General features: G+C 73.3%; 24 protein-coding genes and 1 tRNA gene. 11 read left to right on the top strand and 14 right to left on the bottom strand.

The annotated features are described in order from the left end of the window. Positions 1-60: 60 nt before the first annotated feature. From BMY19_RS25645 to BMY19_RS25665, 5 genes are all read right to left on the bottom strand, one after another. Positions 61-1,386 carry an adenylate/guanylate cyclase domain-containing protein gene (locus BMY19_RS25645; protein ID WP_042672425.1) on the bottom strand — a complete coding sequence of 442 codons (1,326 nt, stop codon included), beginning with the start codon at positions 1,384-1,386 and terminating at the stop codon, positions 61-63. Beyond that, positions 1,386-2,798 (bottom strand): GTPase HflX, encoded by a 1,413-nt coding sequence (gene hflX, locus BMY19_RS25650; protein WP_020095570.1) that lies wholly within the window; start codon positions 2,796-2,798, stop codon positions 1,386-1,388. The genes BMY19_RS25645 and hflX overlap by 1 nt, the downstream gene beginning before the upstream one ends. A 248-nt stretch (positions 2,799-3,046) precedes the next feature. Continuing rightward, positions 3,047-3,298, bottom strand: a complete 252-nt coding sequence (gene hfq / locus BMY19_RS25655) for an RNA chaperone Hfq (protein WP_007563033.1) — start codon at positions 3,296-3,298, stop codon at positions 3,047-3,049. A gap of 196 nt (positions 3,299-3,494) precedes the next feature. Continuing rightward, complete coding sequence (locus BMY19_RS25660; protein WP_020095571.1) at positions 3,495-4,859, bottom strand: nitrogen assimilation response regulator NtrX; 1,365 nt, start codon at positions 4,857-4,859, stop codon at positions 3,495-3,497. Continuing rightward, positions 4,856-7,306, bottom strand: a complete 2,451-nt coding sequence (locus BMY19_RS25665; RefSeq protein WP_100253347.1) for a sensor histidine kinase NtrY-like — start codon at positions 7,304-7,306, stop codon at positions 4,856-4,858. Before BMY19_RS25665 ends, BMY19_RS25660 begins: the two co-directional genes overlap by 4 nt. Positions 7,307-7,437: 131 nt before the next feature. On the opposite strand from BMY19_RS25665, the gene BMY19_RS25670 reads away from it, so the two are divergent. Further along, a tRNA-Sec gene (locus tag BMY19_RS25670) sits at positions 7,438-7,530 on the top strand. Positions 7,531-7,740: 210 nt separating this feature from the next. Further along, entirely contained in the window at positions 7,741-8,001 is a 261-nt protein-coding gene (locus tag BMY19_RS25675) for a hypothetical protein (RefSeq protein ID WP_100253348.1), read from the top strand. 22 nt (positions 8,002-8,023) lie between these two features. Here BMY19_RS25675 and BMY19_RS25680 read toward each other — a convergent pair whose 3' ends face one another. Continuing rightward, a complete protein-coding gene (locus tag BMY19_RS25680; RefSeq protein WP_100253349.1) occupies positions 8,024-8,419 on the bottom strand; it encodes a hypothetical protein in 396 nt (131 codons plus the stop codon). 197 nt (positions 8,420-8,616) lie between these two features. Here BMY19_RS25680 and BMY19_RS25685 point away from each other — a divergent pair, with 197 nt between their 5' ends. After that, the gene (locus BMY19_RS25685; RefSeq protein ID WP_020095575.1) at positions 8,617-8,853 is read left to right on the top strand and encodes a DUF4170 domain-containing protein; all 237 of its coding nucleotides are present in this window, start codon (positions 8,617-8,619) and stop codon (positions 8,851-8,853) included. A 226-nt stretch (positions 8,854-9,079) separates the two neighbouring features. Next, complete coding sequence (locus BMY19_RS25690; protein ID WP_012318471.1) at positions 9,080-10,024, top strand: ribose-phosphate pyrophosphokinase; 945 nt, start codon at positions 9,080-9,082, stop codon at positions 10,022-10,024. Positions 10,025-10,064: 40 nt separating this feature from the next. On the opposite strand, the gene glgX is transcribed toward BMY19_RS25690, so the two are convergent. Next, positions 10,065-12,188 (bottom strand): glycogen debranching protein GlgX, encoded by a 2,124-nt coding sequence (gene glgX / locus BMY19_RS25695; protein WP_020095576.1) that lies wholly within the window; start codon positions 12,186-12,188, stop codon positions 10,065-10,067. A 54-nt stretch (positions 12,189-12,242) separates the two neighbouring features. Next, complete coding sequence (locus BMY19_RS25700) at positions 12,243-13,664, bottom strand: alpha,alpha-trehalose-phosphate synthase (UDP-forming) (protein ID WP_042672419.1); 1,422 nt, start codon at positions 13,662-13,664, stop codon at positions 12,243-12,245. Positions 13,665-14,094: 430 nt separating this feature from the next. Here BMY19_RS25700 and BMY19_RS25705 point away from each other — a divergent pair, with 430 nt between their 5' ends. The 4 genes from BMY19_RS25705 (at position 14,095) to BMY19_RS25720 (ending at position 16,428) form a co-directional block, all read left to right on the top strand. Continuing rightward, positions 14,095-14,652 carry a hypothetical protein gene (locus tag BMY19_RS25705; RefSeq protein ID WP_100253350.1) on the top strand — a complete coding sequence of 186 codons (558 nt, stop codon included), beginning with the start codon at positions 14,095-14,097 and terminating at the stop codon, positions 14,650-14,652. A gap of 4 nt (positions 14,653-14,656) precedes the next feature. Then, entirely contained in the window at positions 14,657-15,094 is a 438-nt protein-coding gene (locus BMY19_RS25710; protein WP_020095579.1) for a phage holin family protein, read from the top strand. A gap of 5 nt (positions 15,095-15,099) precedes the next feature. Continuing rightward, positions 15,100-15,471: a DUF3618 domain-containing protein gene (locus BMY19_RS25715; RefSeq protein WP_020095580.1), complete on the top strand. Its 372-nt coding sequence runs from the start codon at positions 15,100-15,102 to the stop codon at positions 15,469-15,471. A gap of 129 nt (positions 15,472-15,600) precedes the next feature. After that, on the top strand, positions 15,601-16,428 hold the full coding sequence (locus BMY19_RS25720; RefSeq protein ID WP_100253351.1) for a hypothetical protein: 828 nt from the start codon (positions 15,601-15,603) through the stop codon (positions 16,426-16,428). Positions 16,429-16,598: 170 nt separating this feature from the next. Here the strand turns inward: BMY19_RS25720 and BMY19_RS25725 are convergent, their stop codons facing one another. From BMY19_RS25725 to BMY19_RS25735, 3 genes are all read right to left on the bottom strand, one after another. Further along, entirely contained in the window at positions 16,599-18,116 is a 1,518-nt protein-coding gene (locus BMY19_RS25725) for a malonate--CoA ligase (RefSeq protein WP_020095582.1), read from the bottom strand. Between the two features lie 116 nt (positions 18,117-18,232). Then, a complete protein-coding gene (locus BMY19_RS25730; protein ID WP_056524651.1) occupies positions 18,233-19,642 on the bottom strand; it encodes a malonyl-CoA decarboxylase in 1,410 nt (469 codons plus the stop codon). Positions 19,643-19,886: 244 nt separating this feature from the next. Beyond that, complete coding sequence (locus BMY19_RS25735; protein ID WP_012318462.1) at positions 19,887-20,078, bottom strand: hypothetical protein; 192 nt, start codon at positions 20,076-20,078, stop codon at positions 19,887-19,889. A 332-nt stretch (positions 20,079-20,410) separates the two neighbouring features. On the opposite strand from BMY19_RS25735, the gene BMY19_RS25740 reads away from it, so the two are divergent. Next, positions 20,411-21,586, top strand: a complete 1,176-nt coding sequence (locus BMY19_RS25740; protein WP_100253352.1) for an MFS transporter — start codon at positions 20,411-20,413, stop codon at positions 21,584-21,586. On the opposite strand, the gene cobD is transcribed toward BMY19_RS25740, so the two are convergent. Next, positions 21,579-22,613: a threonine-phosphate decarboxylase CobD gene (gene cobD / locus BMY19_RS25745; RefSeq protein WP_100253372.1), complete on the bottom strand. Its 1,035-nt coding sequence runs from the start codon at positions 22,611-22,613 to the stop codon at positions 21,579-21,581. The genes BMY19_RS25740 and cobD overlap by 8 nt on opposite strands. Between cobD and cbiB the strand changes: the two genes are divergently transcribed. Both cbiB and BMY19_RS25755 read left to right on the top strand, forming a co-directional pair. Then, positions 22,605-23,600 carry an adenosylcobinamide-phosphate synthase CbiB gene (gene cbiB / locus BMY19_RS25750; protein ID WP_056524805.1) on the top strand — a complete coding sequence of 332 codons (996 nt, stop codon included), beginning with the start codon at positions 22,605-22,607 and terminating at the stop codon, positions 23,598-23,600. The genes cobD and cbiB overlap by 9 nt on opposite strands. Before the next feature lie 175 nt (positions 23,601-23,775). Beyond that, positions 23,776-24,690: an NAD(P)-dependent oxidoreductase gene (locus BMY19_RS25755; protein ID WP_100253353.1), complete on the top strand. Its 915-nt coding sequence runs from the start codon at positions 23,776-23,778 to the stop codon at positions 24,688-24,690. Between the two features lie 41 nt (positions 24,691-24,731). Here BMY19_RS25755 and BMY19_RS31035 read toward each other — a convergent pair whose 3' ends face one another. Next, positions 24,732-24,908 (bottom strand): hypothetical protein, encoded by a 177-nt coding sequence (locus BMY19_RS31035; protein ID WP_010687019.1) that lies wholly within the window; start codon positions 24,906-24,908, stop codon positions 24,732-24,734. A gap of 101 nt (positions 24,909-25,009) precedes the next feature. After that, on the bottom strand, positions 25,010-26,356 hold the full coding sequence (locus tag BMY19_RS25760; RefSeq protein WP_020095589.1) for an MFS transporter: 1,347 nt from the start codon (positions 26,354-26,356) through the stop codon (positions 25,010-25,012). Positions 26,357-26,411 lie beyond the last annotated feature (55 nt).

The following is a 26,411-nucleotide window of genomic DNA, read 5'->3' on the forward strand; positions in this document are numbered from 1 at the left end:
CAGCCTCGATCCTCGCGATCCCGGCGCACTGCGGCGCCGGGAGACCGCCGTGAAGCCGCCTCAGGCGCCGGGCGCCACCGCGATCGCCGACAGGGTGAGGTGCTCCGGCAGGGCGGCGTCCGGCACCGGCACGGCCCGGATCCCGGCCGGGAGCACGCCGCCGAGCAGGTCCAGGAAGTCTCCCGACGCGGCGATCTCGATCTCGGCCGCCTTGGCCTGGGTCTCGATCCGCGCCAGGGCGTTCATCGCCGGGCCCAGCACCGTGTACTCGGCCCGCACGCCGTCGTCGAAGACCCCGACCAGCAGGTCGCCCGCGTGCAGGGCGACCACGACCCGCAGGGGGAACAGATTCTCCCGGGCGCGGGCCGCGTTGAGCGCGGCGATCCGGTCGCGGATCGACAGGGCGCAGGCGAGCGCCGCGCGCGCCTGGACGTCGGGATGGCCGACGACGAACTGCACCAGCACCGCGTCGCCGATATACTTGTCGACGAGGCCGCCCTGCTCCGCCACCGCCGCCTGGGCCGCCGCCCGGACCCCCAGCAGGGCCGTCACCATGGCCTCGGGCGGGTGCTCGCGGGAGAGCCGCGAGAAGCCGCGGATGTCGAGGATCATCAGGCAGGCGTGGCGCCGGTGGATGCCGAGGCCGGAATCGCCGTCGTCGGCGGCGAGGTCGAGGGCGACCGTGTCGGGCACGAAGCGGGCGAGCTGGGTCCGCTCGTGCTCCATGCGCAGGGCCCGCACCACCGCGGCGCGCAGGCGGACCATGCCGTCGACCACCAGGAGGCCCGCCGCCATGAAGGTGGCGAGCCCGGTGAGCTGCGCGGTCGGGAAGGTGTCGGCGTTCGGGAACAGGTCCGGATGGATCAGGCCGACCAGGAAGGCCGCGCTCCAGCAGACGGTGACGAGCCCGCAGAATAGCAGGGTCTGCGCCACCCGCATGCTCAGGCCGGTCTGGAGCAGGAGCAGGAAGGCGGGCAGGCGGCTCACCGCGTCGGCGCCGAGCCCCGCCCCGCCCCCGGCCAGCATGTGCTCGATGATCACGTAGACGGCGAGCCCGGCATTGAGGCCGGTGCCGGCCCAGCTGTAGGCGCTGGCCGCGGGGCCGCCGCCCCGCTCCCGCAGCCCGAACCAGATCGTGCCGAGGCCGTACAGGCCGAGGATGAACCAGTGGCTCAGGGCGTGCAGCGAGCCGTCATAGGCCTGGGCCGCCATCAGCAGCACCAGCACGATCACCACCCGCAGGCCGAGCAGGCGCAGGCCGCCGCCGGCCTGCATGGTCCGCAAAACTGCCTCGTCGTCCGATCCGGGATCCGCCCGGCCCTCGGCAGGAGCCCGCGCGGGCCGCAGCGCGGAGAGCGTCGGGTTGCCGGCGCTGCCCGAGGCCATCAACCGCCCCGGCCGAGTCGCCGGGCCGCCGCGAAGCGGTTGAGGAAGCGCGGCTCCTTCTCGGGGGCGATCCGGATCGCGAGATGCAGGGTGCCGTCGGCCTCCGACCGGCGGTCGAGGATCTCGGCGTTCTCGTAGAGCCAGTTCAGCGCCGCCCCGTCCTCCGGCGGCAGCGCCACCGCGAAGCTCGCGCGGTTGCGCCCGATCCGCGCCTCGATCCGGGCCGACAGCGCGGCGAGCCCCTCCCCGGTCACCGCCGAGACCAGGACCGGCGCGGCGCTGTCGCGGTCGTTGCGGGCCCTGGCCTGGCCGCTGAGGTTCAGGAGCCGCGCGCGCTCGTCGTCGTCGAGCAGGTCGGCCTTGTTCCAGACCTCGATGATCCGGTCGGTGCTGGTCTCGATGCCGAGCTCGCGCAGGACCTCGCCGACATCCTCGGCCTGGGCCTCGGAATCGACGTGGGCGACGTCCCGCACGTGGAGCAGCACGTCGGCCTCGATGGCGTCCTCGAGCGTCGCCCGGAAGGCCGCGATCAGGGGCGTCGGCAGGTCGGAGATGAAGCCCACCGTGTCCGACAGGATCACGGTCTCGCCGTGGGGCAGCTTGGTCGCCCGCGCGGTGGGGTCGAGGGTCGCGAACAGCATGTCCTTGGCGGTGACCTCGGCCCGGGTCAGGGCGTTGAACAGGCTCGACTTCCCGGCGTTCGTGTAGCCGACGAGCGCGACGATCGGGTACGGCACACGGGCCCGGCTCTGCCGGTGCAGGCCGCGGGTGCGCACCACCGCGTCGAGGTCGCGCTCGATCCGGGTCATGCGCTCCTGGATCATGCGCCGGTCGGCCTCGATCTGGGTCTCGCCGGGGCCGCCCAGGAAGCCGAAGCCGCCGCGCTGGCGCTCCAGGTGGGTCCAGGAGCGGACGAGGCGGGACTTCTGGTAGGCGAGGTGGGCGTGCTCGACCTGCAGCGTGCCCTCGCGCGTGGAGGCGCGGCGCCCGAAGATCTCCAGGATCAGGCCGGTGCGGTCGATGACCTTGGCGCCCCAGGCCTTCTCGAGGTTGCGCTGCTGCACCGGCGACAGGGCGCAGTCCATCACGACGAGGCCGATCTCGCGGGCGCGGATCAGGCCGGCGATCTCCTCGACCCGGCCCTTGCCGAGATAGGTGGAGGGCCGGATCCGCGGCAGGCTGACGGCGAGGCTCTCGACCACGTCGAGCTCGATCGCGGCGGCGAGCCCGGTCGCCTCGTCGAGGCGGGCCTCCACGGAGCGCGACGGCGCGGCCGGTCCGGGGCCGGCCCCCGCCGCGCCGCGGGCGAGGTAGGGGCCGATCACCAGGGTGTGGGTCGCCGCGGCGATCTCGCCCTCGGGGGCGGCCTGCGCCTGGAGGCGGGCTTCGCCGGACGTCAGCGTTTCGGTCATACGGCCTTCGGCGCCGCCGCCCCGGGCGACGGCTTCGTTGGAGAGGTCGGAGTGTCAGAATGGGGATGCGGGCGGGCCGGGCCAAGATGCCGGCCGTCAACGGGCACAGATATCCGTTGGCGGGCGGGGTCTCCGCCCTCCCCCGCCGCGGCCGCGCCGGTCGCGCGGCGTCGCCCGCGCGGCGCATCGGGCCTCCGACCCGCCCGGTCCCCGGCTTCCGGCCCGCTAGGCGCCGGGGCCGCCGGCCCTCACGCCTTCTCGGCGGTCTCGTCCGGCTCGAACAGCTGCACCGGGTGGCCCGGCATGATCGTGGAGATCGCGTGCTTGTAGACCAGCTGCGAGTGCCCGTCCCGGCGCAGCAGCACGCAGAAATTGTCGAACCACGTCACCACGCCCTGCAGCTTGACGCCGTTGACGAGGAAGATGGTCAGCGGAATCTTGTTCTTGCGGACATGGTTGAGAAAGGTGTCCTGAAGGTTCTGTGCGCGTTCGCCCGCCATCTTCTTGGCCTTCTTGTTGTCCCGGCTCGCTCGGTCCGGGAGGAGTATGCCGCGGGCCGGATCGTCCGATCATCCGGTCCAGGGCCGTGTATACCAACACCATGACGACGTGAAAGCGTGGGTGCAAGCAACCCCCGTTCCAGCCGATCCGTGACGGATCGGCCCCGCCCTCAACGCGCGCGCCGGCGCCGCGGCCTCACGGGCCGATGCCGAGGGACTTCAACTTGCGGTGCAGGGCCGAGCGCTCCATGCCGATGAACTCGGCGGTGCGCGAGATGTTGCCCGAGAACCGCGCGATCTGCGCCACGAGGTACTCGCGCTCGAAGATCTCGCGGGCCTCCCGGAGCGCGAGGCTCATCAGCTTCTCGCCGCCCGCGCCGCCCGGCGTCGTCGGCACCAGGGCGCCGATCTCGGAGGGCAGCATCTCCGAGGTGACCTCCTGCTCCGGGTCGGCCTGGGTCAGGATCATCAGCCGCTCGACGTTGTTCTTGAGCTGGCGCACGTTCCCCGGCCAGTTGTGCGACTGCAGCACCGCCATGGCGTCCTCGGCGATCCGGCGCTTGGGCAGGCCGGTCTGGGACGAGATGTTGTCCATGAAGAACTGGATCAGCTCGGGCACGTCCTCCCGGCGCTCCGACAGGGCCGGGACCCGGATCGGCACCACCGACAGGCGGTGGAACAGGTCCTCGCGGAAGCGGCCGGCGGCGATCTCCTCCTGAAGGTCCCGGGAGGACGAGGAGATGATGCGGACATCGACGTGGACCCGCGTCGTGCCGCCGACCCGCTGGAAGTTCTGGTCGACGAGGACGCGCAGGATCCGGTTCTGGGTCTCCCGCGGCATGTCGGCGACCTCGTCGAGGTAGAGGGTGCCGCCGTGGGCCTCCTCCAGGGCGCCGACCCGCCGGCCGCTCTCGCCCTCGACCCCGAACAGCTCGGCCTCCATGGTCTCGGGCAGGATCGCCGCCGCGTTGAGGAGCACGAACGGGCCGTTCGAGCGGGCCGAGGCCTTGTGCAGGCTGCGCGCCGCGAGCTCCTTGCCGGCGCCCAGCGCCCCGGTGATCATCACCCGGGCGTTCGTCGGCGCCACCCGGTCGAGGGTCTGGCGCAGCTGGTTGATGGCGAGCGACGTGCCGACGATGCGGTTGGTGGCGCCGGAGCGCGCCGTCAGGTCGCGGACCTCGCGCCGGAGCCGGGAGGCCTCCAGCGCCCGCTCGGCCACGAGGATCAGCCGGTCGGCCTTGAACGGCTTCTCGATGAAGTCGTAGGCGCCCGCCTTGATGGCCGAGACCGCGGTCTCGATGTTGCCGTGGCCCGAGATCATCACCACCGGCAGGTCGGGGTTCGCGGCCTTGATCAGGTCGAGCACCTGCAGGCCGTCGAGCCGGGAGCCCTGCAGCCAGATGTCGAGGAAGACGAGGTGCGGCCGGCGCGCCTCGATGGCGGCGAGCGCCTCGTCCGAGCCTCCGGCCGTGCGGCAGCGGTGGCCCTCGTCGTCCAGGATCCCGGCGACGAGGTCGCGGATGTCGGCCTCGTCGTCGACGATCAGGATATCGGCGCTCATGCGTGCATCTCCGCGATCCGGGGGGCCGTCGGCGCGGCGCCCTTCTCCTCTGTCGTGACGGGACTGGTCTCAGGGGCCGCCGCCGCCGGCTCGGGCCCGTGCTCGCGCGGGACCCGCATCCGGACCTGGCCGCCGCGGCCGGCGGGATTGTCGTTCAGCTCGATCCCGCCGCCGTGCTCCTCGAGCACCTTGCTGACGATAGCAAGCCCCAGCCCGGTTCCACCCTCGCGGGTGGTCATGTAGGGCTCGAGCAGGCGCTGGCGCCCCTCGGCCGGGAATCCCTTGCCGTTGTCGGTGACGGCGATCACCGCGAACCCGTCCTCGACGGCGAGGTTCAGGCTGATCTTGCCCTTGCCGAGCTCGGCCTCCGGCACCTCGGCCACCGCCTCGACGGCGTTCTTGAGGATGTTGGTGATCACCTGGCTGAGCAGCCTGATGTCGAAGGCCGCCACGATCTTCTCCGCACTGCCCGCGCCGCCCTGGGCCGAGAACGCGAAGTCGATGTCCGGGTGCGCGACCCGCATCATGAACAGGTTCTGCTTGGCGATCTCGGTGAGGTCGTTCGGCGCGATGGCGGGCTTCGGCATCCGCGCGAAGGCCGAGAACTCGTCGACCATGCGCTTGATCTCGTCCACCTGGCGCACGATCGTGGCGGTGCACTGGTCGAACACCTCCTTGTCGGCGGTGATGACCTTCCCGTACTTGCGGCGGATCCGCTCGGCGGAGAGCTGGATCGGCGTCAGCGGGTTCTTGATCTCGTGGGCGATGCGGCGCGCCACGTCGCCCCAGGCGGAGCTGCGCTGCGCCTGGACGAGGTCGGTGATGTCGTCGAGCGTCACCACAGAGCCGCGGGACGCCCCCTGCGCCTGCTCGCTCGTGACCCGCACCGTGATGGTGCGCTCGCCCCGGGACCGGGTGAGCTGGACCTGCTGCTGCTGCAGGCTGCGCGGGCGCGCCTCGCTCTCGGCCAGCACCGGCGCGAGCTCCGGCACTGCGCGGGCCAGTGGCTCGCCGACCAGGGCGTCGCTCGCGAGGTCGAGCATCCGCTCGGCGGCGGGGTTGGCGATGGTGACGAAGCCCGCCGCGTCGAGGCCGATCACCCCGGGCGAGACCCCCGACAGCACGGCCTCGGTGAAGCGGCGGCGGGTGTCGATCAGGTCGCTCGCGGCGATCAGGCCGGCGTGCTGGCGGCGCAGCTCCTGGGTCATCTTGTTGAAGCTCTCGCCCAGGTGGGCGAGGTCGCCGCTGGTCTTCTTGGTCGGCACCTGGGCGTAGAAATTGCCCGACGCCACCTGGTCGGCGGCGTTGATCAGCCGCCGGATCGGCGCCACGAACCGGTTGGCGAAGTTCATGCCGAACCAGACGGCCGAGAGCAGCGCGATCAGCGCGATCAGCAGGAACACCGACGCGAAGGTGATCTGGATCGAGCGGCGCAGCGAATCGTAGGTGAGGTACTCGGCCGCCGCCGCCCGGGACACGCCCGGGAACTCGATGGCGAGCTGGCTCACCTCCCGCTGCACCATCAGCACGGCGTCGTCGTAGGCCGGCATGCGCAGCAGCGCGGCGAAGACCCGGCCCTCGGTGGGCAGGAGGCAGATCGGATCGGCGGAGTTGGCCGCGTCCTCGAAGGCGGCCGCCGAGGGCAGGCGGTTCGTCTTCAGGACGTCGATCTTGGCCCGGGCCACCACCTCGGTGGGGCCGCGCATGATCTGCGCCACCGGCAGGCCGAGATTGGTCGCCCGGGTGGTCAGGAAGGTCTGGAACCAGTCCCGGTTCACGTCGAAGTTCGGCCGGGCCCGGGTGAGGTCGTCGGCGAGGATGCGGATCTCGCGGGCGAGGCTCTGGCACTGGTTCTCCTGGTAGGCGTCGGCCACCTCCACGGATTTCAGCACCACGTCCCGGACCCGGTCGGTGAAGCCGAGCGACAGGCCCCGGTCGATCGTCACCGAGGCGACCACGGCGAGCAGGATCGTCGGCAGGATCGCGATCAGCGAGAACAGGCCGACGATGCGGGTGTGCAGGCGCGCCACCGCGGCGTTGGCCTTGCGGGCGTGCAGGAAGACCCGCGCCTCCCAGGCGATGATGACCGCGAGGCCGAGCACCAGGGCGGCGTTGATGGCCAGCAGCGTCACGCCGTAGGCCGGCGTCGGCGTCACCCGGATCACCCCGGCCAGGATCAGGAAGGTCGCGAGCGCCGAGACCAGGGCGGTGATCACCATGGCGGCGCCGATCCAGCCGGGACCGCGCGGGCCCGGCCGCAGCGACTCCGCCAGGGGCGTGCCGGACGGCTGGGACGCCTCGGGGCCCGCGGGCGTGCCCGCGTCCCGCTGATCCGCGGCCGGCTGGACCGCGTCCTGCTGGACCGCGTCCTGGCCCGCCCCGTCGGCACCCCTCTCGGGGACCGACGCGGGGCCTTCCTCTGTCCGTGAGCGTCTCAGGAACGGCATGACTGGTGCAGGGCCACAACAGTGTGGCGGAATTAATACGAATCCGGGCGTCCGGGCGGCGGATCGGCGGCGCGATCCGCCGCACGCGGCCGGCCTTGACCCCGCCCCGCCCCGCCCGTACCCCCAGTCGCGGAGGCGAACGGGGTCTGGTGGCCCTCCTGGTCTTCAAAACCAGTGGTACGCCAACAGCGTACGGTGGGTTCGATTCCCATCCGCTTCCGCCACGCTTCAGACAATCGAAACCGATGAACCAGTGTTCGCCGATATTCAGGCGACACGTACGATTAAATTCGCGATACTGCTTCATCGGAACTGTGGGGGTGCCGGCTCGTTTCCCGCGATCGATCCCGCACGGGTGCCCGCGTGAAGAACCGATCCGCCGCCACCGTCCCGTTCCCGCCGGCCGCGGCCGGCCGCGCGCGCTGAGGCCGGCCATGCTGGACAGACTCGTCACGCTCGTCCCGCCCGGCGCCCGCGAGGCGCTGCGAACCCTCGCGGCGCGCCGGCCCGTGCGCCTTCCCGTGGGACTTCCCCCGCGTCGGCCGGGCGCCGAGGCCACGATCCTGCCGGGGCTCGACGCGCGGCCCGCCCCGATGGCGCCGCTGCACCCGCCCGCCGCCATCAACGACAATCCCCTCCAGGCCCTCCACGACGCCGTCGAGCGGGACCTGCGCGCCAGCGGCCACCTGCGCTGAGCGCGGGCCGCGCGGCCGACCGTCAGCGCTTGGCCGGTGCGGGGCCTTCGGGAATCGTCCCGGGCGCGATCCAGTGGCAGGCCGTGGTGCCGCGCACGGCGGCGCAGTCGTAGCTCGCGCCGCCCAGCGTCACCTTGTCGACGATGCCGGCGAGGTCCGTGCGCGCCAGCGCCGCGCAGCCGAGATGGTCCGCCTTGGGGTCGGCCAAGTGCGCCGCGGCCGCCGCCGCACCGTCGCGCATCAGCATGCGGTAATTGGCCAGCGACGGGCAGCCGATCACCGGCGGCCCGGCCCGCCGGTCCGGGACGCTCCTGTCGGGGCGGGGCGCGCGGGGCGCCTGCTGGGCCTGGACCGGCGCCGCGCCGAGGCCGAGGGCCAGCGCGACGAGGACGGCGTCGGTGAGGAGGCGGCGTGTCATGGGCCGCTCGTAGCACGGCGCGTCCGGTGTTGCGCATCCACCGCGCCGCTACGCTCAGCCCCCCGGCCGGCCCCCTCGCCCGGCCCCCTCGCCCGGCCGCCGCAGACCTGCGGCGGATTGGGGGCTCGCCTGCGGATGTTCAGGCTTGACCGCGGGCCCGCCATTTGCGAGCGCCGCGCAGGAACGGAGGACGGGCCATGACGACGGAAATCGACAGCGACCAGAGACTGCACTTGGTCTTCGGCGGTGAATTGCAGGATCTCGACGGGGTCCGGTTCCGGGACATCAAGAACCTCGACATCGTCGGCATCTTCCCGGACTACGCCACCGCCCAGGCCGCGTGGCGGGCCAAGGCCCAGGCCACCGTCGACAGCGCGCAGACGCGCTACTTCGTGGTGCACCTGCACCGGCTGCTGGAGCCGCCGGCCCCCTGAGGGGACCGGGCGCGCGGGGATCCGAACCCGGGTCCGGGGCCGGGTCCGCCGCGCGCGTCCGCGGTGAGAGCGGGGTAAGAGCGCGGTGAGGGCGCGGCCGTGAAGGCATTGTGACACTTCCGGCCCGCTGCTAAGAGCCTCGCCCGTCATCGGATCGTTCCGGCTCCTCGGGAGACCGGTCTGAACAAGAGCGGCGGGAGGTCCGGCCGCGAGCGAGCGGCCGCCCATGAAATCCTCGATCAAGATCATCGCCGGGAATGCCAGCCGGCCCCTGGCCGAGGCGATCGCGGCCTATCTCGAATTGCCGCTCGCCAAGTGCATGGTCCGGCGCTTCGCCGACATGGAGATCTTCGTCGAGCTCCAGGAGAACGTGCGCGGCGAGGACGTGTTCATCGTCCAGTCGACCTCGTTCCCGGCGAACGACCACCTGATGGAGCTGCTGATCATGATCGACGCCGCGCGCCGGTCTTCGGCCCGGCGCATCACGGCGGTGATCCCGTATTTCGGCTACGCGCGGCAGGACCGGCGCACCTCCGGCCGCACCCCGATCTCGGCCAAGCTGGTGGCGAACCTCATCACGGAGGCCGGCGCCGACCGCGTCCTGACCCTCGACCTCCACGCCGGCCAGATCCAGGGCTTCTTCGACATCCCCACCGACAACTTGTTCGCCGCCCCCGTGATGGTGCGCGACATCAAGGAGCGGCTGCCGAGCGCCGACCGGATGGTGGTCTCGCCGGACGTCGGCGGCGTGGTCCGGGCGCGCGCCATCGCCAAGCGGATCGACTGCCCGCTCGCCATCGTCGACAAGCGCCGCGAGCGCCCCGGCGAGTCCGAGGTGATGAACATCATCGGCGAGGTCGAGGGCCGCTCCTGCATCCTCGTGGACGACATCGTCGATTCGGGCGGCACCCTGGTCAACGCCGCCGAGGCCCTGCTCAACGCCGGCGCCAAGGACGTCTCGGCCTACATCACGCACGGCGTGCTGTCGGGCGGCGCGGTCTCGCGCATCGCCGCCTCGCGGATGAAGGAGCTGGTGATCACCGACTCGATCCAGCCGACGCAGGCCGTCAAGCTCGCCCGCAACATCCGGGTGGCGACGATCGCGCCGCTGCTCGGCGAGGCGATCGGCCGGACCGCGACCGAATCCAGCGTCTCCAGCCTGTTCGACTGACGGCGCCGTCCGGCCGATTCCGGCCGGCTCTGAGGCGCCCCTACCGGCCCGGCACCCAGCCGCCCCGGTTGCCGGTCTCGGTGCCCGGCGCGGTGAGCACCAGGACCGTGCGGCCCGGCAGCGGCACGGCGGTCCCGGCCGCGATCGCCGGCGCGCCGGGGGTGCGGGCGCCCGCGGGCTCGCCCGTGTCGAAGGCCGGCGTCCACGGGCCGCCGATCACCGGGGCGAGGCGGAAGCTGACGGCCTCCGCCCCGGCATTGAACAGCATCAGCAGGCGCTCGCCCGGGTCGCCGTCGTTGCCGATCTGCATGCCGAACACCTGGAGCCCGTCGTCGGACCAGTGCCGGACCTCCATCTCGATGCCCTCGGGGGAGAGCCAGTGCACGTCGCGCAGGGGCTCGTCGGGGTCGATCAGCGCGCCCGTGAAGAAGCGCCGCCGCCGCAGGGCCGGTTGGGCCCGGCGCAGGGCCAGCAGGTTGGCCACGAAGTCCGTGAGGGCCGGATCCGGATCGACGCTCCAGTCCATCCAGCTCGTCGGGTTGTCCTGGGCGTAGGCGTTGTTGTTGCCGCCCTGGCTGCGGGAGCGCTCGTCGCCCATGAGCAGCATCGGGACGCCCTGGGCCAGCATCACCGTCGCCAGCATGTTGCGCTTCTGGCGGGCGCGCAGGGCGAGGATCGCCGCGTCGTCGGTGTCGCCCTCGACGCCGTAGTTGCGGCTGACGTTGTGGTTATGGCCGTCGCGGTTGTCCTCGCCGTTGGCCTCGTTGTGCTTCTCCTCGTACGACACCGTGTCGGCGAGCGTGTAGCCGTCGTGGCTGGCGATGAAGTTGACGCTGGCCAGCGGCGAGCGCCCGGACGGGGCGAACACCTCGCGCGAGCCGGTCAGCCCCTGCGTGACCTTGGCGAGCGTGGCGGAATCGCCCTTCCAGAAGCCCCGGGCGGCGTCGCGGAACTTGTCGTTCCACTCGCTCCAGCCGCGCGGGTAGCCGCCGAGCTGGTAGCCGCCCTCCCCGACATCCCACGGCTCGGCCACCATCTTGACCCGCGCCAGCACCGGGTCCTGCGCCACGGCCTGGAAGAACGCCGCCTGCGGGGTGAAGGCGAAGGGCGCCCGCCCGAGGCTCGAGGCGAGGTCGAAGCGGAAGCCCGCGATGCCGTAGGCGGTGACCCAGTGGCGCAGCGAATCGAGCACGAGCTGCATCACCCGCGGGTGGCTCGCGTCGAAGGTGTTGCCGCAGCCGGTGCAGTCGCGGTTGCGGCGCGGGTCGGCGGGGTCGAGCTTGTAGTAGCTGGCGTTGTCGATGCCGCGGAACGACAGGGTCGGGCCGGTATGGTCGCCCTCGGCGGTGTGGTTGTAGACCACATCGAGCCAGGTCTCGATCCCGGCGGCGTTCAGCTCCCGGATCGCCGCCTTCAGGCCGCCGAGGCCGCCCTCCCCCAGGTAGCGCGGCTCCGGGGCGAAGTAGCCCAGGGGCTGATAGCCCCAGAAATTGACGAGCCCCTTCTCCACCAGGAAGCGGTCGTCCGCGAAGGCCTGGATCGGCAGCAGCTCCAGGGCGGTGACGCCGAGCTTGACGAGGTGCTCGATGATCGCCGGGTGGGCGAGCGCCCCGTAGGTGCCGCGCTCCGCCTCGGGAATGTCGGGATGGGTGCGGGTCAGCGCCTTGACGTGCGCCTCATACACCACCGTCTCGGCGAGCGGCCGGCGGACCGGGTTGAGGGCGAGGTCGGGCACCTCCGGCGCGGTGACCACGCAGCGCGGCATGTAGACCGCGCTGTCGCGCCGGTCGATCCGGTCCTCGCGCCCGCCGCCCCGGCGGTGGCCGTAGAGCGCGTCGTGCCAGCGGATCCGGCCGCGGATCTCCCGCGCGTAGGGGTCGAGGACGAGCTTCGAGGCGTTGAACCGGTGGCCCGCCGCCGGGTCCCAGGGGCCGTGCACCCGGTAGCCGTAGAGCTGGCCCGGCAGCACGCCGCGCAGGTAGCCGTGCCAGACGTCGTCGGTCCGGCAGGGCAGCCGCACCGTGCGGGTCTCGTGCCGCTCCCCCGGCTCGAACAGGCAGATGTCGACCGCGGTGGCGTGCTCGGAGAACAGGGCGAAGTTGACGCCGCGCCCGTCGAAATGGGCGCCGAGCGGTGCCGGCACCCCGTCGTCGACGGCGATCATGCGGGGCGTCCGGTCACACGGATGGCGGCGGGCGGGAGCAGCGGGAGGCGCCGGCTATTCGGCGGCTGCGGCGGCGGTGGGCGGCTCGCGCTCGACCGTGCGGAAGTTCTCGAGTTCCGCCAGGAAGTTGCGCGCCCACCAGTCGACGTCCTCGCGGGTCATGCGCTCGACCATCGGCTTCCAGCGCGCCAGCCGCTCGGCCTTCGGCATGTAGAGGGCCGCGCGAATCGCCTCGGCGACCTCGAACCGGTCGTAGGGGTTGATCAGCAGCGCCTCGGGCAGCTGCCGGGCGGCGCCGGCGAATTTCGACAGGACCAGCACCCCCGGATCGTCCTCGCTCTGGGCGACGACGTACTCCTTGGCGACGAGGTTCATGCCGTCGCGCATCGGCGTGACGAGCCCGACCCGGGCGGCCCGGTAGAGGCCGGCCAGCACCGGTCGCGGATAGGCCTTGGTGATGTACTGGATCGGCGTCCAGGCCGGGTCGCCGAGCGAGCCGTTGATCTCGCCGACCTTCTCGTTCACCTCGCGGGCGAGCTGCTCGTATTCCGGCACCTCGCTGCGGGATTTCGGCGTGATCTGGATGTAGGTGACGTTGCCGCGCTGGTCGGGATTCGAGGCGAAGAAGCTCTCCACCGCCTCCATCCGCTCGGGCACGCCCTTGGAATAGTCGAGCCGGTCGACGCCGATCAGCAGCTTGCGGGTGCGCAGGCCCGCGATGGTCTCGCGCACGACCTTGTTGGAATTGGCCTTCTCGGCGGCCTCCTTGAAGCCCGCGACGTCGATGCCGATCGGGAAGGCGCGGATCCGGGTCCGGCGGCCGTCGACCATCAGCGAGCCGCCGCCGAGCGGGATCGCCCGCTGGGTATCGACGAGGTTGCGCTGCAGGTTCTGGACGTCCGCCTCGGTCTGCAGGCCGATCAGGTCGTAGTCGACGATGGCGCGCAGGAGCTCGCCGCTCGCCGGCAGCGAGTTGAACACGTCGGCGGCGGGCCAGGGGATGTGGTGGAAGTAGCCGATCGGGTTGTCGAGCCCGAGTCCGCGCAGCTCGGCGGCGAGCGGCAGCAGGTGGTAATCGTGGACCCAGATGATGTCGTCGGGCTCGACCAGCTTGGCCAGCGCCCGCGCGAAGGTCCGGTTCACGCGGCTGTAGCCGGCATAGTCCGAGCGCGAGAAGGCGCCGAGCCCGAGCCGGTAATGCATGATCGGCCACAGGGCGCGATTCGCGAAGCCGGCGTAGTATTCCAGGTGATCCTGCGGCGAGAGGTCGACGACGGCGTACTGGACCCGGCCCCGGTCGATCAGCGTCGGCTCCTCGGACGGCTCGTCCGTGATGGTGCCGCTCCAGCCGAACCACAGACCTTCGTAGGCCGTGAAGGCCTCCTTGACCGCGACGGCGAGGCCGCCCGCCGCCACCGCCTTGCCGCCCTCCTCCGGGACGGCGACGCGGTTCGATACGATCACAAGGCGTGCCACGCGGGTCGGCTCCGGATCAGGGGCGCGGGTCGGGTCGAGGATCTCGCCGCGCCTGCATCGGGACGTCACTATTATGTCAGAACGCGCGGAGGCCCTGCGCGATCCTTTGTCGGTCGTCCCGCAACCCAAGCGTGAAGCCGGGCGCGGGTCAAGTCGAGGCCCTGCCGTTCCGGGACAGGGCGGCCGCTCCGTCCCGGTTGGGCGCCCCGGTCGGGCGCCCCGTGCGAGCGTTGTACAAGCGTGGCGGTTCTGGCAGATCTTGCCTGAACGGCGCGTGAGCGGTGCCGCCCGTCGCGCCGGACCCCGCGCACGCATCGGAAGGGCGCACAGGGACCGGAACCCGCGACAGCCGAGTCGGTTACTCAGCCATCGCGGGGCCCGCGGTCGCCGCGAGCGGCACCGTCCCCGCGCCGCGAGGAGTGTTTTCGAGATGGCCGGCAACGAGTTACCGCAAGGCACCCCCGCGGATCCGATCGCGGATCCGCACCGCGAGGGGCCGCACGCCGCGCCGCACGACGCGCCGCACGACGCGCCCCACACCGCCGCGGAGGAGCGCGCGCAGTGGCGGGCCCTCCAGGGCGACGTCGAGGGGCTCGCCGACGTGGCGGCCGAGCGCGGGCGCGGCCTGCTCGACGCGGCCCGGCTGCAGGCGCAGAGCTACGTCGAGCAGCGCAAGAGCGACGCCGCGCAGTCGGTCCAGGACCTGGCGCAGACGATCCGCAATTCCGGCCGCGATCTCGGCGACAAGCCGAACGTCCGCGCCTTCTTCGACAGCGCCGCCGACGGGCTGGAGCAACTCGGCTCCTCGATCGAGCGCCGCAGCCTCGGCGAGTTCTACAGCGAGGCCGAGTCCTTCGCCCGGCGCGCGCCGGTGGCGGTCGCTGTGGGGACCTTCGTGGCCGGCCTGATCGCCGCCCGCTTCATCAAGTCGTCCAGCCTGCCGCCGGAGGCGCCGGACGGCGACGCCCGCGACAGCTTCCGGGCCTGACGCCATGACCTACGGCTCCGACCCGCGCCAGACGGGCCCCTCCACGGGCCCAGCCACGGGCCCCTCCAGCATCCAGAGCCTGATCGGCGACGCCCTGCGGGAGACCAACGAGCTCGCCCGCAAGGAGATCGCGCTGTTCCGGGCCGAGATGGCCGGCAACGTCCGCCAGCTCATCGTCGGCCTCGCCTGCATGGTCGGCTCGGCGGTGTTCGCCGTGGTCGCCCTGCTGGTGCTGATCGGCGCCTTCGTGAAGTGGCTCGCCACCATCGTGGGCTCCGAGTGGCTCTCGGCCCTGATCGTCGGCGGCGTTCTGCTGCTCCTCGCCCTCGGGATGGCCCTGTGGGCGCGCAGCGTCCTCTCCCTCTCGACCCTGGCCCCGAAGCGCACGACGCGCCAGGTCCGCCAGGATGCCCAGGCCCTCTCGGAGCGCGTGTCCGGATGAGTACGATGAACGACCTCGAGAAGGAGATCGAGGAGAGCCGTGCCCGGCTCGACGACACGATCGACCGCATCCAGGGCCGGCTCTCGGTGCCGAATCTCGTGGACGAGATGCTGGGCAATGCCCGGCGGGTGCCGGCGCTGAACACGACCTACGATTCGGCCCTGGAGGCGGTGCGCCGCAATCCCGTGCCAGTGCTGCTGATCGCGGCGGGCGTCGGCCTGCTGTTCAACCGGATGGCCCGCGACGCCCAGCGCCGCCGCACCGAGGTCTCGGCCGAGCGCGTGCCCACCCTGAACACCGGCGCGGCGCGCGGCTACGACCCCGACCGCCCGACGGTCCGCCCGGCCCGCGATCCGCTGGACACGACCGAGATCTGAGGACCGGACCCGTCCGGGTCCGGCCGGATCCGGCCGGGTCCGGGACGAGACACCGTGCCGCCCGGCCGGACGACCGGGCAGACCGGCGCCGAAGGCGGGCCGGCGAGACCGACATCTGAGGACAGCGCCATGACCGACAAGCCGGGTATCCCCTCCAGCACCCCCGAGCAGCTCGCCGCCGCGGCGGGGATGCCGCACGGCGCCGACGACAAGAGCCTGCGGCCGGATCCGGCCGGCCTCGGCGACCCGGGCGCGCCCGGCACCGCCGCGGGCGACTTCACCCTCCGGCCGGATCCGCGCGGCCTGCACGACCCGCTCCGGCCCGGCGCGGCGACGGGCTCGCACGACGCGGCCGCGCACGACGCCGCCCGCGACACTGCCCACGACGCTGCCCAGGACGCCGCTTCGGCCGCGAAGGACGGCATCCGGGCGGCGGGCGACCGGGCCACCGAGTTCGCCGGGCAGGCGCGCCGCACCGTCTCGGGCCTCGCCGACGACATCAACGATCGCCTCGGCGGGGCGGCCGATCAGGCGCGCGACCGCGCCACCGCGGCCTACGACGAGGCCCGGGAGCGGGCCGGCGCCCTCCATCGCCGCAACATGCGGGCGCTGGACGACCTAACCAACCAGGGGATCGCGGGGATCAACCGCGGGCGCACCGCCGTCGAGCGCTTCGTCGACGACAACCCGCTCCTCGTCGGCGTCGTCGGCGTGGCCGCGGGCCTGCTCCTCGGCGCGCTGCTGCCGCGCACCCGCCAGGAGGACCGGAGCATCGGTCCCTGGGCCGACGAAGTCCGCGACCAGGGCCTGCGCTACGCCCGCGAGGTGACCAATATCGGCCGCGAGTTCGTCCAGACCGCCCTCGATCCGGACAACCTCAACGCCGCCGCCCGCAAGGTGGTCGATCCGGAGAGCCACACGCCGCCCGCGGGCGAGCGGACGCAGCACAATCTCTGATTCGGTGGCCGAGGCCCCTCCGTGGGGGCCTCGGCGCCGTCATCCCGGGCGAGGCGACGTGCCCCGGAGTTGCGCGACGTCGAGCAGCGTGGCGCCGCCTGGATTGCTCCGCTCGCAGCGACGCGGTGGCCGGATTCTCGCTCCGTCGACCCTTCTGACAGGACGGCGCGTCAGTCCCGATACAGCCCCGCATGCGCCTCGCGGAGCAGATTCTTCTGGACCTTGCCCATCGTGTTGCGCGGCAGCTCGTCCACGAACAGGACGCGCTTGGGGCACTTGAACCGGGCGAGGCGCCCCTCCAGGGCGGCCTGCACGCCGGCCTCGTCCGGGCAGCCGGCGCCGCCCACCACCACGGCGGTGACGGCCTCGCCGAAATCCGGGTGCGCCAGGCCGATCACGGCGGATTCGACCACGCCCGGCAGGGCGTCGATCTCGGTCTCGACCTCCTTCGGGTAGACGTTGAAGCCCCCCGAGATGATCAGGTCCTTGCCGCGCCCGACGATGTGGACGTAGCCCCGGCCGTCGACCTTGCCGAGGTCGCCGGTGATGAAGAACCCGTCGGCCCGGAACTCGGCCGCGGTCTTCTCGGGCATGCGCCAGTAGCCCTGGAACACGTTCGGGCCCTTCACCTCGATCATGCCGACCGCGTCGGGCCCGAGGGCCGCGCCGGTCTCGGGATCGACCACCCGCAGGGACACGCCCGGCAGGGGGAAGCCCACCGTGCCGGCGACCCGGTCCCCCGCGTAAGGGTTCGAGGTGCTCATGTTGGTCTCGGTCATGCCGTAGCGCTCGAGGATGGCGTGGCCGGTGCGGGCCTGCCATTCCCGGTGCGTCTCGGCGAGCAGCGGCGCCGAGCCCGACACGAACAGGCGCATGCCCCGGGCCGCCTCCGGCGTCAGGCCCGGCTCCTTGAGGAGCCGGGTGTAGAAGGTCGGGACACCCATCAGGGCGGTCGCCCGCGGCATCAGGCTCAGGATCAGCTTCGGGTCGAGCCGGGGCAGGAACAGCATGGAGCCGCCGCTCGCCAGCACCGTGTTGGTCGCCACGAACAGGCCGTGGGTGTGGAACACCGGCAGGGCGTGGATCAGCACGTCGTCGGCGGTGAAGCGCCAGTACGCGACCAGCGTCCGGGCGTTCGACGCGAGGTTGTCGTGGGTCAGCATGGCGCCCTTGGAGCGCCCGGTCGTGCCCGAGGTGTAGAGGATCGCCGCGAGGTCCTCCGGACCCCGGGGCACGTCCGCGAAGGCGGCGCCCGCATCGGCGGCCCGGTCAGCGGCCTCCGCGGCGCTGCCGCCGCCCGCCGCGTCGAGGGTCCAGACCTGCCGGACGCCGGCGGCGGCCTCGGCGAGCGCGTCGCGCCGGCCCGGGTCGCAGACGAACACGGTCGGCTCGGCGTCGCCGAGGAAGTAGCCGATCTCCGCCGGGGTGTAGGCGGTGTTGAGCGGCAGGAACACGGCGCCGGCCCGGACCGCGCCGAGATACAGGAAGATCACCTCGGGGCTCTTCTCGACCTGCACGGCCACCCGGTCGCCGGGCGCGACGCCCGCCGCCCGCAGGGCCGCCGCGTAGGCGCCGGAGCGGGCGATCAGGTCCGCGTACGCGTAGCGGCGCCCGTCCGGCGTCTCGATCACGGTCTTGGCGGGATCGGCGGCGCCGTCCCGCACCAGGGAGAAGAGGTGGTTCGTCATCGTGAGGCTGGGCTATCACGGGCTATGGGTCGCGCGCACCCATAGCCGCCCGGAGGCCCCCTCGGCGAGCCCTTTCCGGTGGCGCGTCGTCCGCGCGGCCCGGTGAGTCGCGACGCCTACGCCTCGGCGAGCACCACGGCCCGGGGCGGCGGCAGCTTGGCGCGCAGCTCCCGGGTCACCGCCGGCGCCGCCACCACGGTGCCGAGATTGGCGTAGGTCTCGTGGTTCCGCTCGATGGCGGCGAGGTCGTAGAGGTAGTTGACCATCAGCCCGTGGGACTGGGCCAGCCCCTTCTTGGAGGTGTCGCCCAGGAAGTTGATCCGGTCGAGGCGCGCGCCGTTGCCGAGATGGAACCGGGCCACCGGGTCGAGGGGGCGCCCGCGCTCGTTCTTGGCGCGCAGGAAATAGGCGGCCGCCGCCGGGATCAGCGCCCGGCGCACCGTCTCGGCCCGGGCCTTGTCGGCCGGCCAGGCCGGGTCGTCCAGCGCCCGCAGGGTCTCGACATCCTCGGGCAGCAGGCCCTGCGGGCTGTCGGCCCGGCGCTCCCGCGCCAGCCACGCCGCGAAGCCCGGCACCGGCGAGAGCGTCACGAAGGTCTTGAGCGTGGGGACCTCGCGGGTCAGGTCCTCGACCACCTGCTTGATCAGGAAGTTGCCGAAGGTCACGCCGGCGAGGCCCTTCTGGCAGTTCGAGATCGAGTAGAACACCGCCGTGGTGGCCGCCTGCGGCTGCAGCGGCTTGCGCTCCTGCGACAGGATCGGGGCGATCGCCGGGGCGATCTGGTCGGTGAGCGCCACCTCGACGAAGATCAGCGGCTCGTCGGCGAGCGCCGGGTGGAAGAACGCGAAGCAGCGCCGGTCCGGCGGCTCGATGCGGGCGCGCAGGTCGTCCCAGCCGGAGATGGCGTGGACCGCCTCGTAGCGGATGATCTTCTCCAGGATGTGCGCCGGCGTCGTCCAGTCGATGTGGCGCAGCACGAGGAAGCCGCGGTTGAACCACGACGCGAACAGGTGCTCGAAGTCGCAGTCGAGACTGTCGACGGCGTCCATCAGGGCGGGGTCGGCCTCGTCGCCGGCGCGCAGGGCCCGGCGCAGGTCGAACAGGTCCTCGCGCATCCGCACGAGGCTGAGCGTGCCGCCGCGGGCGAGGTTGAGGCGGCGAATCAGCTCCTGGCTGCGCGGCTCGGCGGCCTCGTGCAGGCTGCCCAGGCGGGCGCGGGAAGGGGCGGCGCGGTAGGCGGCGATGGCCTCGTCGACGGCGGCGTGGTCCGCGTCGAAGTCGAGGGCGATGGCCCGCAGGAAGGCGTGGCGCTCCGCCTGGCCGAAGCTCGCGTAGCGGTCGAGGATCAGGCGGGCCAGCGCCACCCCGGAGGCCTCGCCGCGCCGGGAGATCAGGTCCTCGCAGAGCTTGACGAGGTCGCCGGCACTCGCCCGGGGCCCGATGTCGCCGCGCCCGATCCCGATCAGGTCGCGGCCGCGCTCGCTGATGGTCTGAAGCAGGTCGCCGAAGAAGGAGATCGCCGCCATGACCTTCGCACTGACCCCCGATGACCCGGATTCGAGACGTGTCCGGTCCCGCGACGCCGGCTCGTCGGTCGGGCGCGGACGGAACGGGATCCGGACGCCGGCGGGCGTCCCGATCCGCCCGCCATTCTACGGCGCCGCGGCCGCCGCGACCAGAGCTTGACCGGTAGCGGACACGGGGCTCCCCGTGTGCGGGCGCGGCACGACCATCGTGTGACGGGGGTGGTGCGACGGATCCGGACGGTCGTCAGAGCCGCTCGGCCACGGTGGCGAGGTCCGCCCGCTCGCGCCAGTCGCCGACGCCGTGCTGGCGGGCGAAGCGCAGCTCCGCGGCGCGGCGGGCGCGCTCGGGATCGCGGGCCCGCGCGATCGCGACCGAGCCGATCGTGAACGGCACCCCGAGGATCTCCTTGGCGAAGTCGACGCGGTAGTTCGGCATCCCGTACTCCCTGCTGCGGCGGCCCGGCGCCGTTCGCACGGAACGAAACCGCCCTCTCGTTCGTAGTCCGGTCCGTAAACCTCGCGAGGCCCGGCGCCCGGCGCATCGGTCGCGGCGCCCGCTGGCATGGGGGCGGCGCCGGCTGCGTCTGTTGCATATGGTGCGCCGCCGGCTCCGGTGAAGGGGCCCGGGGCGTCCCGGCAGGGATGCATCGCCGCAGCTTGCCCGGCGGCGCGCTCCGCCCGTATCGCTCGCCGCTCCGATCGCCCTCCCCACACGGACCCGACCATGGCTCTCCCGCGGCGGCCCACTCGCCTGCCCCCGACCCGGCCGTGACCGCACCCCTCGACGCGAAGGCCCGGCTCGGCCTGACGCTGATCGCCGGCGGGGCCGTGGCCAACATCTACTACAACCAGCCGCTGCTCGGCCTGATCGTGGCCGAGTTCGGCGACCGCGCCGCCCTATGGGTGCCGACCACGGCCCTGGTCGGCTACGGGCTCGGCATCGTCGGGCTCGTGCCGCTCGGCGACGCCCTGCCGCGCCGCGCCCTGATCGTGGGGCAGTGCCTCGGCCTCGCCCTGGCCCTGCTCGCCGTGGGCCTCGCGCCGAACCTCGCCTGCCTCGCGCTCGCCCATCTGGTGGTCGGCGTGCTGTCCTGCGCGGCCCAGCAGGCGGTCCCGTTCGCGGCCGAGCTCGCCCCGGACGCGAGCCGCGGGCGGATCGTCGGCCAGGTCATGACCGGGCTCCTCACCGGCATCCTGCTCGCCCGCACGGCGAGCGGCTTCCTGGGGGCGCATCTCGGCTGGCGGCCGGTCTTCCTGGTCGCCTCCGTGCTGGCGCTCGCCATGGCGGGCATCGCGCGGGCCACCCTCCCCCACACGGTGCAGACGCACCCGCTGCGCTACCGCGCCCTGATGCTGTCGATCCTCCACCTCGCCCGCACGCAGCCGGTGCTGCGCACGGCGAGCCTGTCGCAGGCGCTGCTGTTCGCCGGCTTCAACGCCTTCTGGGCGACCCTAGCCCTGCTGGTCGAGGCGCCGCCCTTCGGCCTCACCGCCGCCGGGGCCGGGCTGTTCGGCGTGATCGGCGTCTGCGGGGCCTTCGTGGCGCCGATCTCGGGCCGCTTCACCGACCGGCGGGGGGCGAAGCCCGTCGTCCTCGGCGGCAGCCTGCTGGTCGCCCTGTCCTTCGTCGTGCTCTGGGTGGGGGGCACGTGGTCGCTCGCCGCGGTGTCGCTCGGCGTGCTGCTCATCGACATCGGCATGAACGGCGCGCTCATCGCCAACCAGACCCGGGCCTACGCGCTGGTCCCGGGCGCGCGGGGCCGCATCAACACCGTGCTGTTCACGACCCTGTTCGTGTTCGGTGCGGTCGGCGCCTATGCCGGCTCGCAGGCCTTCCTGCTCGTCGGCTGGCCGGGCGTCTGCGCGGTCGGCCTCGCCTTCTCGGCGCTGGCCGTGCTCGTGGCGGCCAGCGACCCGCACCCGCCGGGGGCTCGGGCTACCTGAGCACCCGCGACAGCCGGCACCAGCCCGCCCTGTCGGGCGGAAGTCCGAAGCGCAAGCGCTCCGGGCGCCCGGCGAAGCGCCGCACCGCGATGCCGGCCGCCGCCAGCCGCCGGTAGAGGTCCGGCCCGTCGGGGAAATCGGCGGTCCGGAACAGGCAGGTGCCGCCGACGACCCGGCCGCCGGCCCGGGCGATCATCCGGTCGAGACGGCCCGCATCCGCGGCCCTGGCGCGGGCGGCCTCAGCGCGCCAGCCCGCGTCCGACAGGGCCGCGCGCCCGATCGCCAGGGCCGGGCCCGACACCGCCCAGGGTCCGAGCGCCGCGGCGATCCGGGCCGCCGTGCCGGGCTCGGCGACCGCGAAGCCGAGGCGCAGGCCGGCGAGCCCGTAGGTCTTGCCGAAGGAGCGCAGCACCACGGTGCCCGGCGCCGAGTCCGGTGTGGCGACGTGCGGGCACAGGCTCTCCACCGGCTCGAGGTCGGCGAAGGCCTCGTCGGCGACCAGCAGGCCGCCGCGGGCACGCAGTGTCTCGGCCAGCGCCCGGCGCTCGTCCAGGGGATGGGTCCGCCCGTCCGGGTTGTTGGGATCGACGATCACCGCCACCCGGGCCTCGCCGAGGGCGTCGACGCTCGAGACCTCCGCCACCGCGTGCCCGGCCCGCGCCCAGGCGGCGGCGTGCTCGGCGTAGGTCGGACCGACCACCGCGACGCGGGTCGGGGCCAGGAGCCGGGGCAGGGTCTCGATCAGGACCTGCGTGCCGGGCGCGGGCACGACGTGGTCGGCGTCCGGCGCGCCGTAGGCCGCGGCGGCGGCCTCCCGGAGCGCGCGGACCTCGGCGGCCTCGGGCAGGCGCGCCCAGGCGCTGGCCTCCAGCGCGGGCACGGGATAGGGGACCGGGTTGATCCCCGTCGAGAGGTCGAGCCAGGGCTCTGGCGCGTCGGGAAAGGCTTGTCGGAGCCCGCCGAGATCGCCGCCATGCGCGATCGGGGCGGCCTCACGCGCGGGAACGCTCCACACCGAATGGTCCATCTGCCCGGTACGTTCGCCGACACGCTCGCCGTCCTCGCCGTCGCCCTCGGGATCGAGGCGGCGGCCGGCTATCCCGACGCGCTCTACAGGGCGGCCGGTCACCCTGTCACCTGGATCGGCCGGCTGATCACCGCCCTGGAGCGCGGCCTCAACCGCGGCTCGGCGCGCCGGCGGCGGGTCGCCGGCTGCGCCGCGCTGGCGCTGCTCCTCGCCGCGGTCGGCTCGGCCGCCCTCGCCGTCACGGCGCTGGCGGGGCTCGCCGGCCCCCTCCCCGCTCTGCTCCTCCTCGGCCTGCTCGGCGCGAGCCTGCCGGCGCAGCGCAGCCTGCACCAGCACGTCGCCGCCGTGGAGACGGCCCTGCGCGCGGGCGGCCTGGAGGCCGGGCGCCGGGCCGTGGCGATGATCGTGGGGCGCGACCCCGACCGCCTCGACGAGGCTGCGGTCTGCCGGGCCGCGATCGAGAGCCTGGCGGAGAACTTCTCCGACGGGATCGTGGCGCCGGCCTTCTGGATCGGCTGCCTCGGCCTGCCGGGGGGCGCCCTCTACAAGGCGGTCAACACCGCCGACAGCATGATCGGCCACCGCAGCCCGCGCTACGCCGCCTTCGGCTGGGCGGCGGCCCGGCTCGACGACGGCGTGAACCTGCCGGCCTCCCGGCTCGCGGGCCTGCTGATCGCCGGGGCGGCGGCCCTGCGCGGCGCCGACGCGCGCGGGGCGCTCCGGGCCATGGCCCGGGACGCGCGCCGGCACCGCTCGCCCAATGCCGGCTGGCCCGAATCCGCCATGGCGGGGGCGCTCGGCCTGCGGCTCGCGGGGCCGCGGGTCTATGACGGCACCCTCGTCCCGGACGCCCATATGGGCGACGGCCGGGACGCCGCCACGGCCGACGACATCGCCCGGGCGCTGGCCCTCTACCGCACCGCCTGCTGGCTGCAGGGCGGGCTCGTGCTGGCGCTCCTCGCGCTCTGCCTGTCGCTCACCGGCTGAGCCGTCCTCGCGAGCGGAGCGAAGCGCGCCAGGGCCGCGCGACCTCTGAGATCGTGGCGCCGACGGGATCGCTTCGCTCCGCTCGCAGAGACGGCGGCAATTCCCGATCGGGCCTTGGCACGGCCCGCGCACCGGACGCATCGTGGCCGGACGGGGCTGGATGAGGGAGACGCCGATGCGTGCCGTGTTCGTGGATGCCAGCGAGACCCTGGCGGCGGTGGCCCGGCGGCTGCTGCGGCCGGACGATCCGCCCTTCGCGATCCACGCGGATCCCGGAATCGCGCCGCAGGACCTGCCCGCGATCCTCGACGGCGCCGAGACCGCGGTGATCGACCACACCGCCCTCCCCCTCGACGTGGCCCGGGCCTGCGCGGGCCTGAAGCACGTCGTGTTCCTCGGCACCGGCGCCCGCAGCTACATGGACCCGGAGGCGCTCCGGGACGCCCTCGGCGTCACCGTCCATACCATCAAGGGCTACGGCGACACGGCGGTCGCCGAGTGCGCCTTCGCGCTGATGTGGGCCGCCGCCCGCGGCCTGCCCGAGATGGACCGGGCGATGCGCGCCGGATCCTGGCTGCGCACCGAGGGGATCCAGCTCACCGGCAAGACCGTCGGCCTCGTCGGGTTCGGCGGGATCGCGGCCGAGATGGCGCGCCTCTGCCGGGGCGCGGGCATGCGGGTGCTCGCCTGGAACCGGACCCCGAAGACCCATCCCGGCGTCGACTTCGTCCCGCTCGACCGCCTGCTCGCCGAGAGCGACGTGGTCTCGCTCCACCTGCTCCTGACCGACGCGACGCGCGGCTTCCTGTCGGCCGCGCGGATCGCCGCGATGAAGCCCGGCGCGATGCTGATCAACACCGCCCGCGGGGCGGTGCTCGACGAGGACGCCCTGGTCGCGGCCCTGCGCACCGGCCACGTGGCGCGGGCCGGGCTCGACGTGTTCACCGTCGAGCCCCTGCCGGCGGATCACCCGCTGGCGCACCTGCCCAGCGTCACCCTGTCGGCGCACTCGGCATTCCGCACGCCCGAGGCGAGCGACAACCTGATCGGCGCCGCCCTCGGCCATTGCCGGCGGATCGCCGCCGGCTGACAGCTGCGCCGCGGGAGCGGCCGCCCCGGTGCTCGGCTCTCCTAGTGCTCGGTGCCCTGCATGTTCGGGCGCGGCTCGCCGCCGTGGTGGTGGATCACGCTGGAGCGCTCCGGGCTCCCCTTCGCGTCGGCGACCTGCTTCCGGGCCGCGGCGGCCAGGAACCAGATGCCGCCGAGCGTCCCGAAGGCGAGGATCATGAGCGGAAATCCCTGACTCATCGCGGTGCCCTCCTCGACGATGGCCCGCGGGCTTGCGGGTCTGCATCATCCTGCCGGTCGTGCCGGCCTGAGGAAGGATAACGCACGAATCCGGACCGTGTTCAGGCCGGTCTCGCGGCCGTCGGCACCGCCCGCCGCGCCGCGTCGCGGCGCAGGGCGGAGAGCACCACGAACATGAGGCCCGCCCCCACGGCGAGGCAGGCGGCCAGGAACAGCATCGGCACGAGGTCGCTCTGGGTCTGATCGCGGATGAACGGCACGGCGTTCTGGGCGACGAAGCCGCCGAGATTGCCGACCGAATTGATCGCCGCGATCCCGGCGGCCGCCGAGGCACCGCGCAGGAACGTCCCGGGCATCGACCAGAAGACCGGCTGAGCCGCGAAGGTCCCGGCCGCGGCCACGCACAGGCAGGCGAACTTCACGGCGTTGCCCGGCAGGACGACGGAGAGCGCGAGGCCCGCCGCCCCGACCAGCGCCGGCCCGACCACGTGCCAGGTCAGGGCGTTGCCCTGCGCCCCCGTGCGGGCGGCGTGGCGTGGCACCCACCACAGGGCGAAGGCCGTGGCGAGCCACGGGATAATGTTGAGGAAGCCGTTGGTGAGGTTCGAGACGCCGAAGCCCTTGACCACGGTGGGGAGCCAGTAGCCCAGGCCGTAGGCGGCGAGCGGCAGGGAGACGTAGACCCCGGCGAGCATCAGCACCCGCCGGTCGAGGAGCGCCGCGAACGGGTTGCCGTGGTCGACGTGGCCGCCGTCCTCGCGCTCGGCCCGGAGCGTGCGGGCGAGCCAGTCGCGCTGGGCCTGCGACAGCCAGGGGGCGGTCTCGGGGCCGTCCGGCAGGACGAACAGCACCACCGCGGCCATGAGGATCGCCGGCGCGCCGGTGGCCAGGAACACCCACTGCCAGCCCTGGAGGCCGAGGAGCCCGTCGAGGCCCAGCAGCGCGCCGCCGATCGCCGCACCGACCGCGTTGGCGATGGCGCTGGCGATCATGAACCAGCCGATCATCCGCGCCCGGTGCGCTTGCGGGAACCACAGGGTCAGGGCGAACAGCACGCCGGGGAAGAAGCCGGCCTCCGCGGCGCCGAGCAGGAACCGCAGCACGTAGAACATCGCCGTGCCCTGGGTGAAGCCCAGCAGGACGGTGACGATCCCCCAGGTGATCATGATCCGGGCGAACCAGATCCGCGCGCCGACCCGCTCCAGGAAGACGTTGGCCGGCACCTCGAACAGGAAGTAGCCGAGAAAGAACAGCGAGGCCCCGAGCCCGTAGGCGGTCTCGGAGAGGCCGAGGCTGCCGACCATCTCCAGCTTGGCGTAGGAGACGTTCTGCCGGTCGATATAGGCGATCAGGTAGAGCAGGCCGAGGAGCGGCATGAGCCGCAGGGTCACGGTCCGGACGGTGCTCGCGGCGAGATCCTCCCCGGCGGGGGACGGCGTGGGCGGCATGGGGCGTTCCTCCGGGGGCGTGCGGCCCTTCGTGGCGGGGCCGGCATAACACAGA

The organism is Methylobacterium sp. UNC300MFChir4.1, assembly GCF_900110155.1.
Lineage (GTDB): Bacteria > Pseudomonadota > Alphaproteobacteria > Rhizobiales > Beijerinckiaceae > Methylobacterium.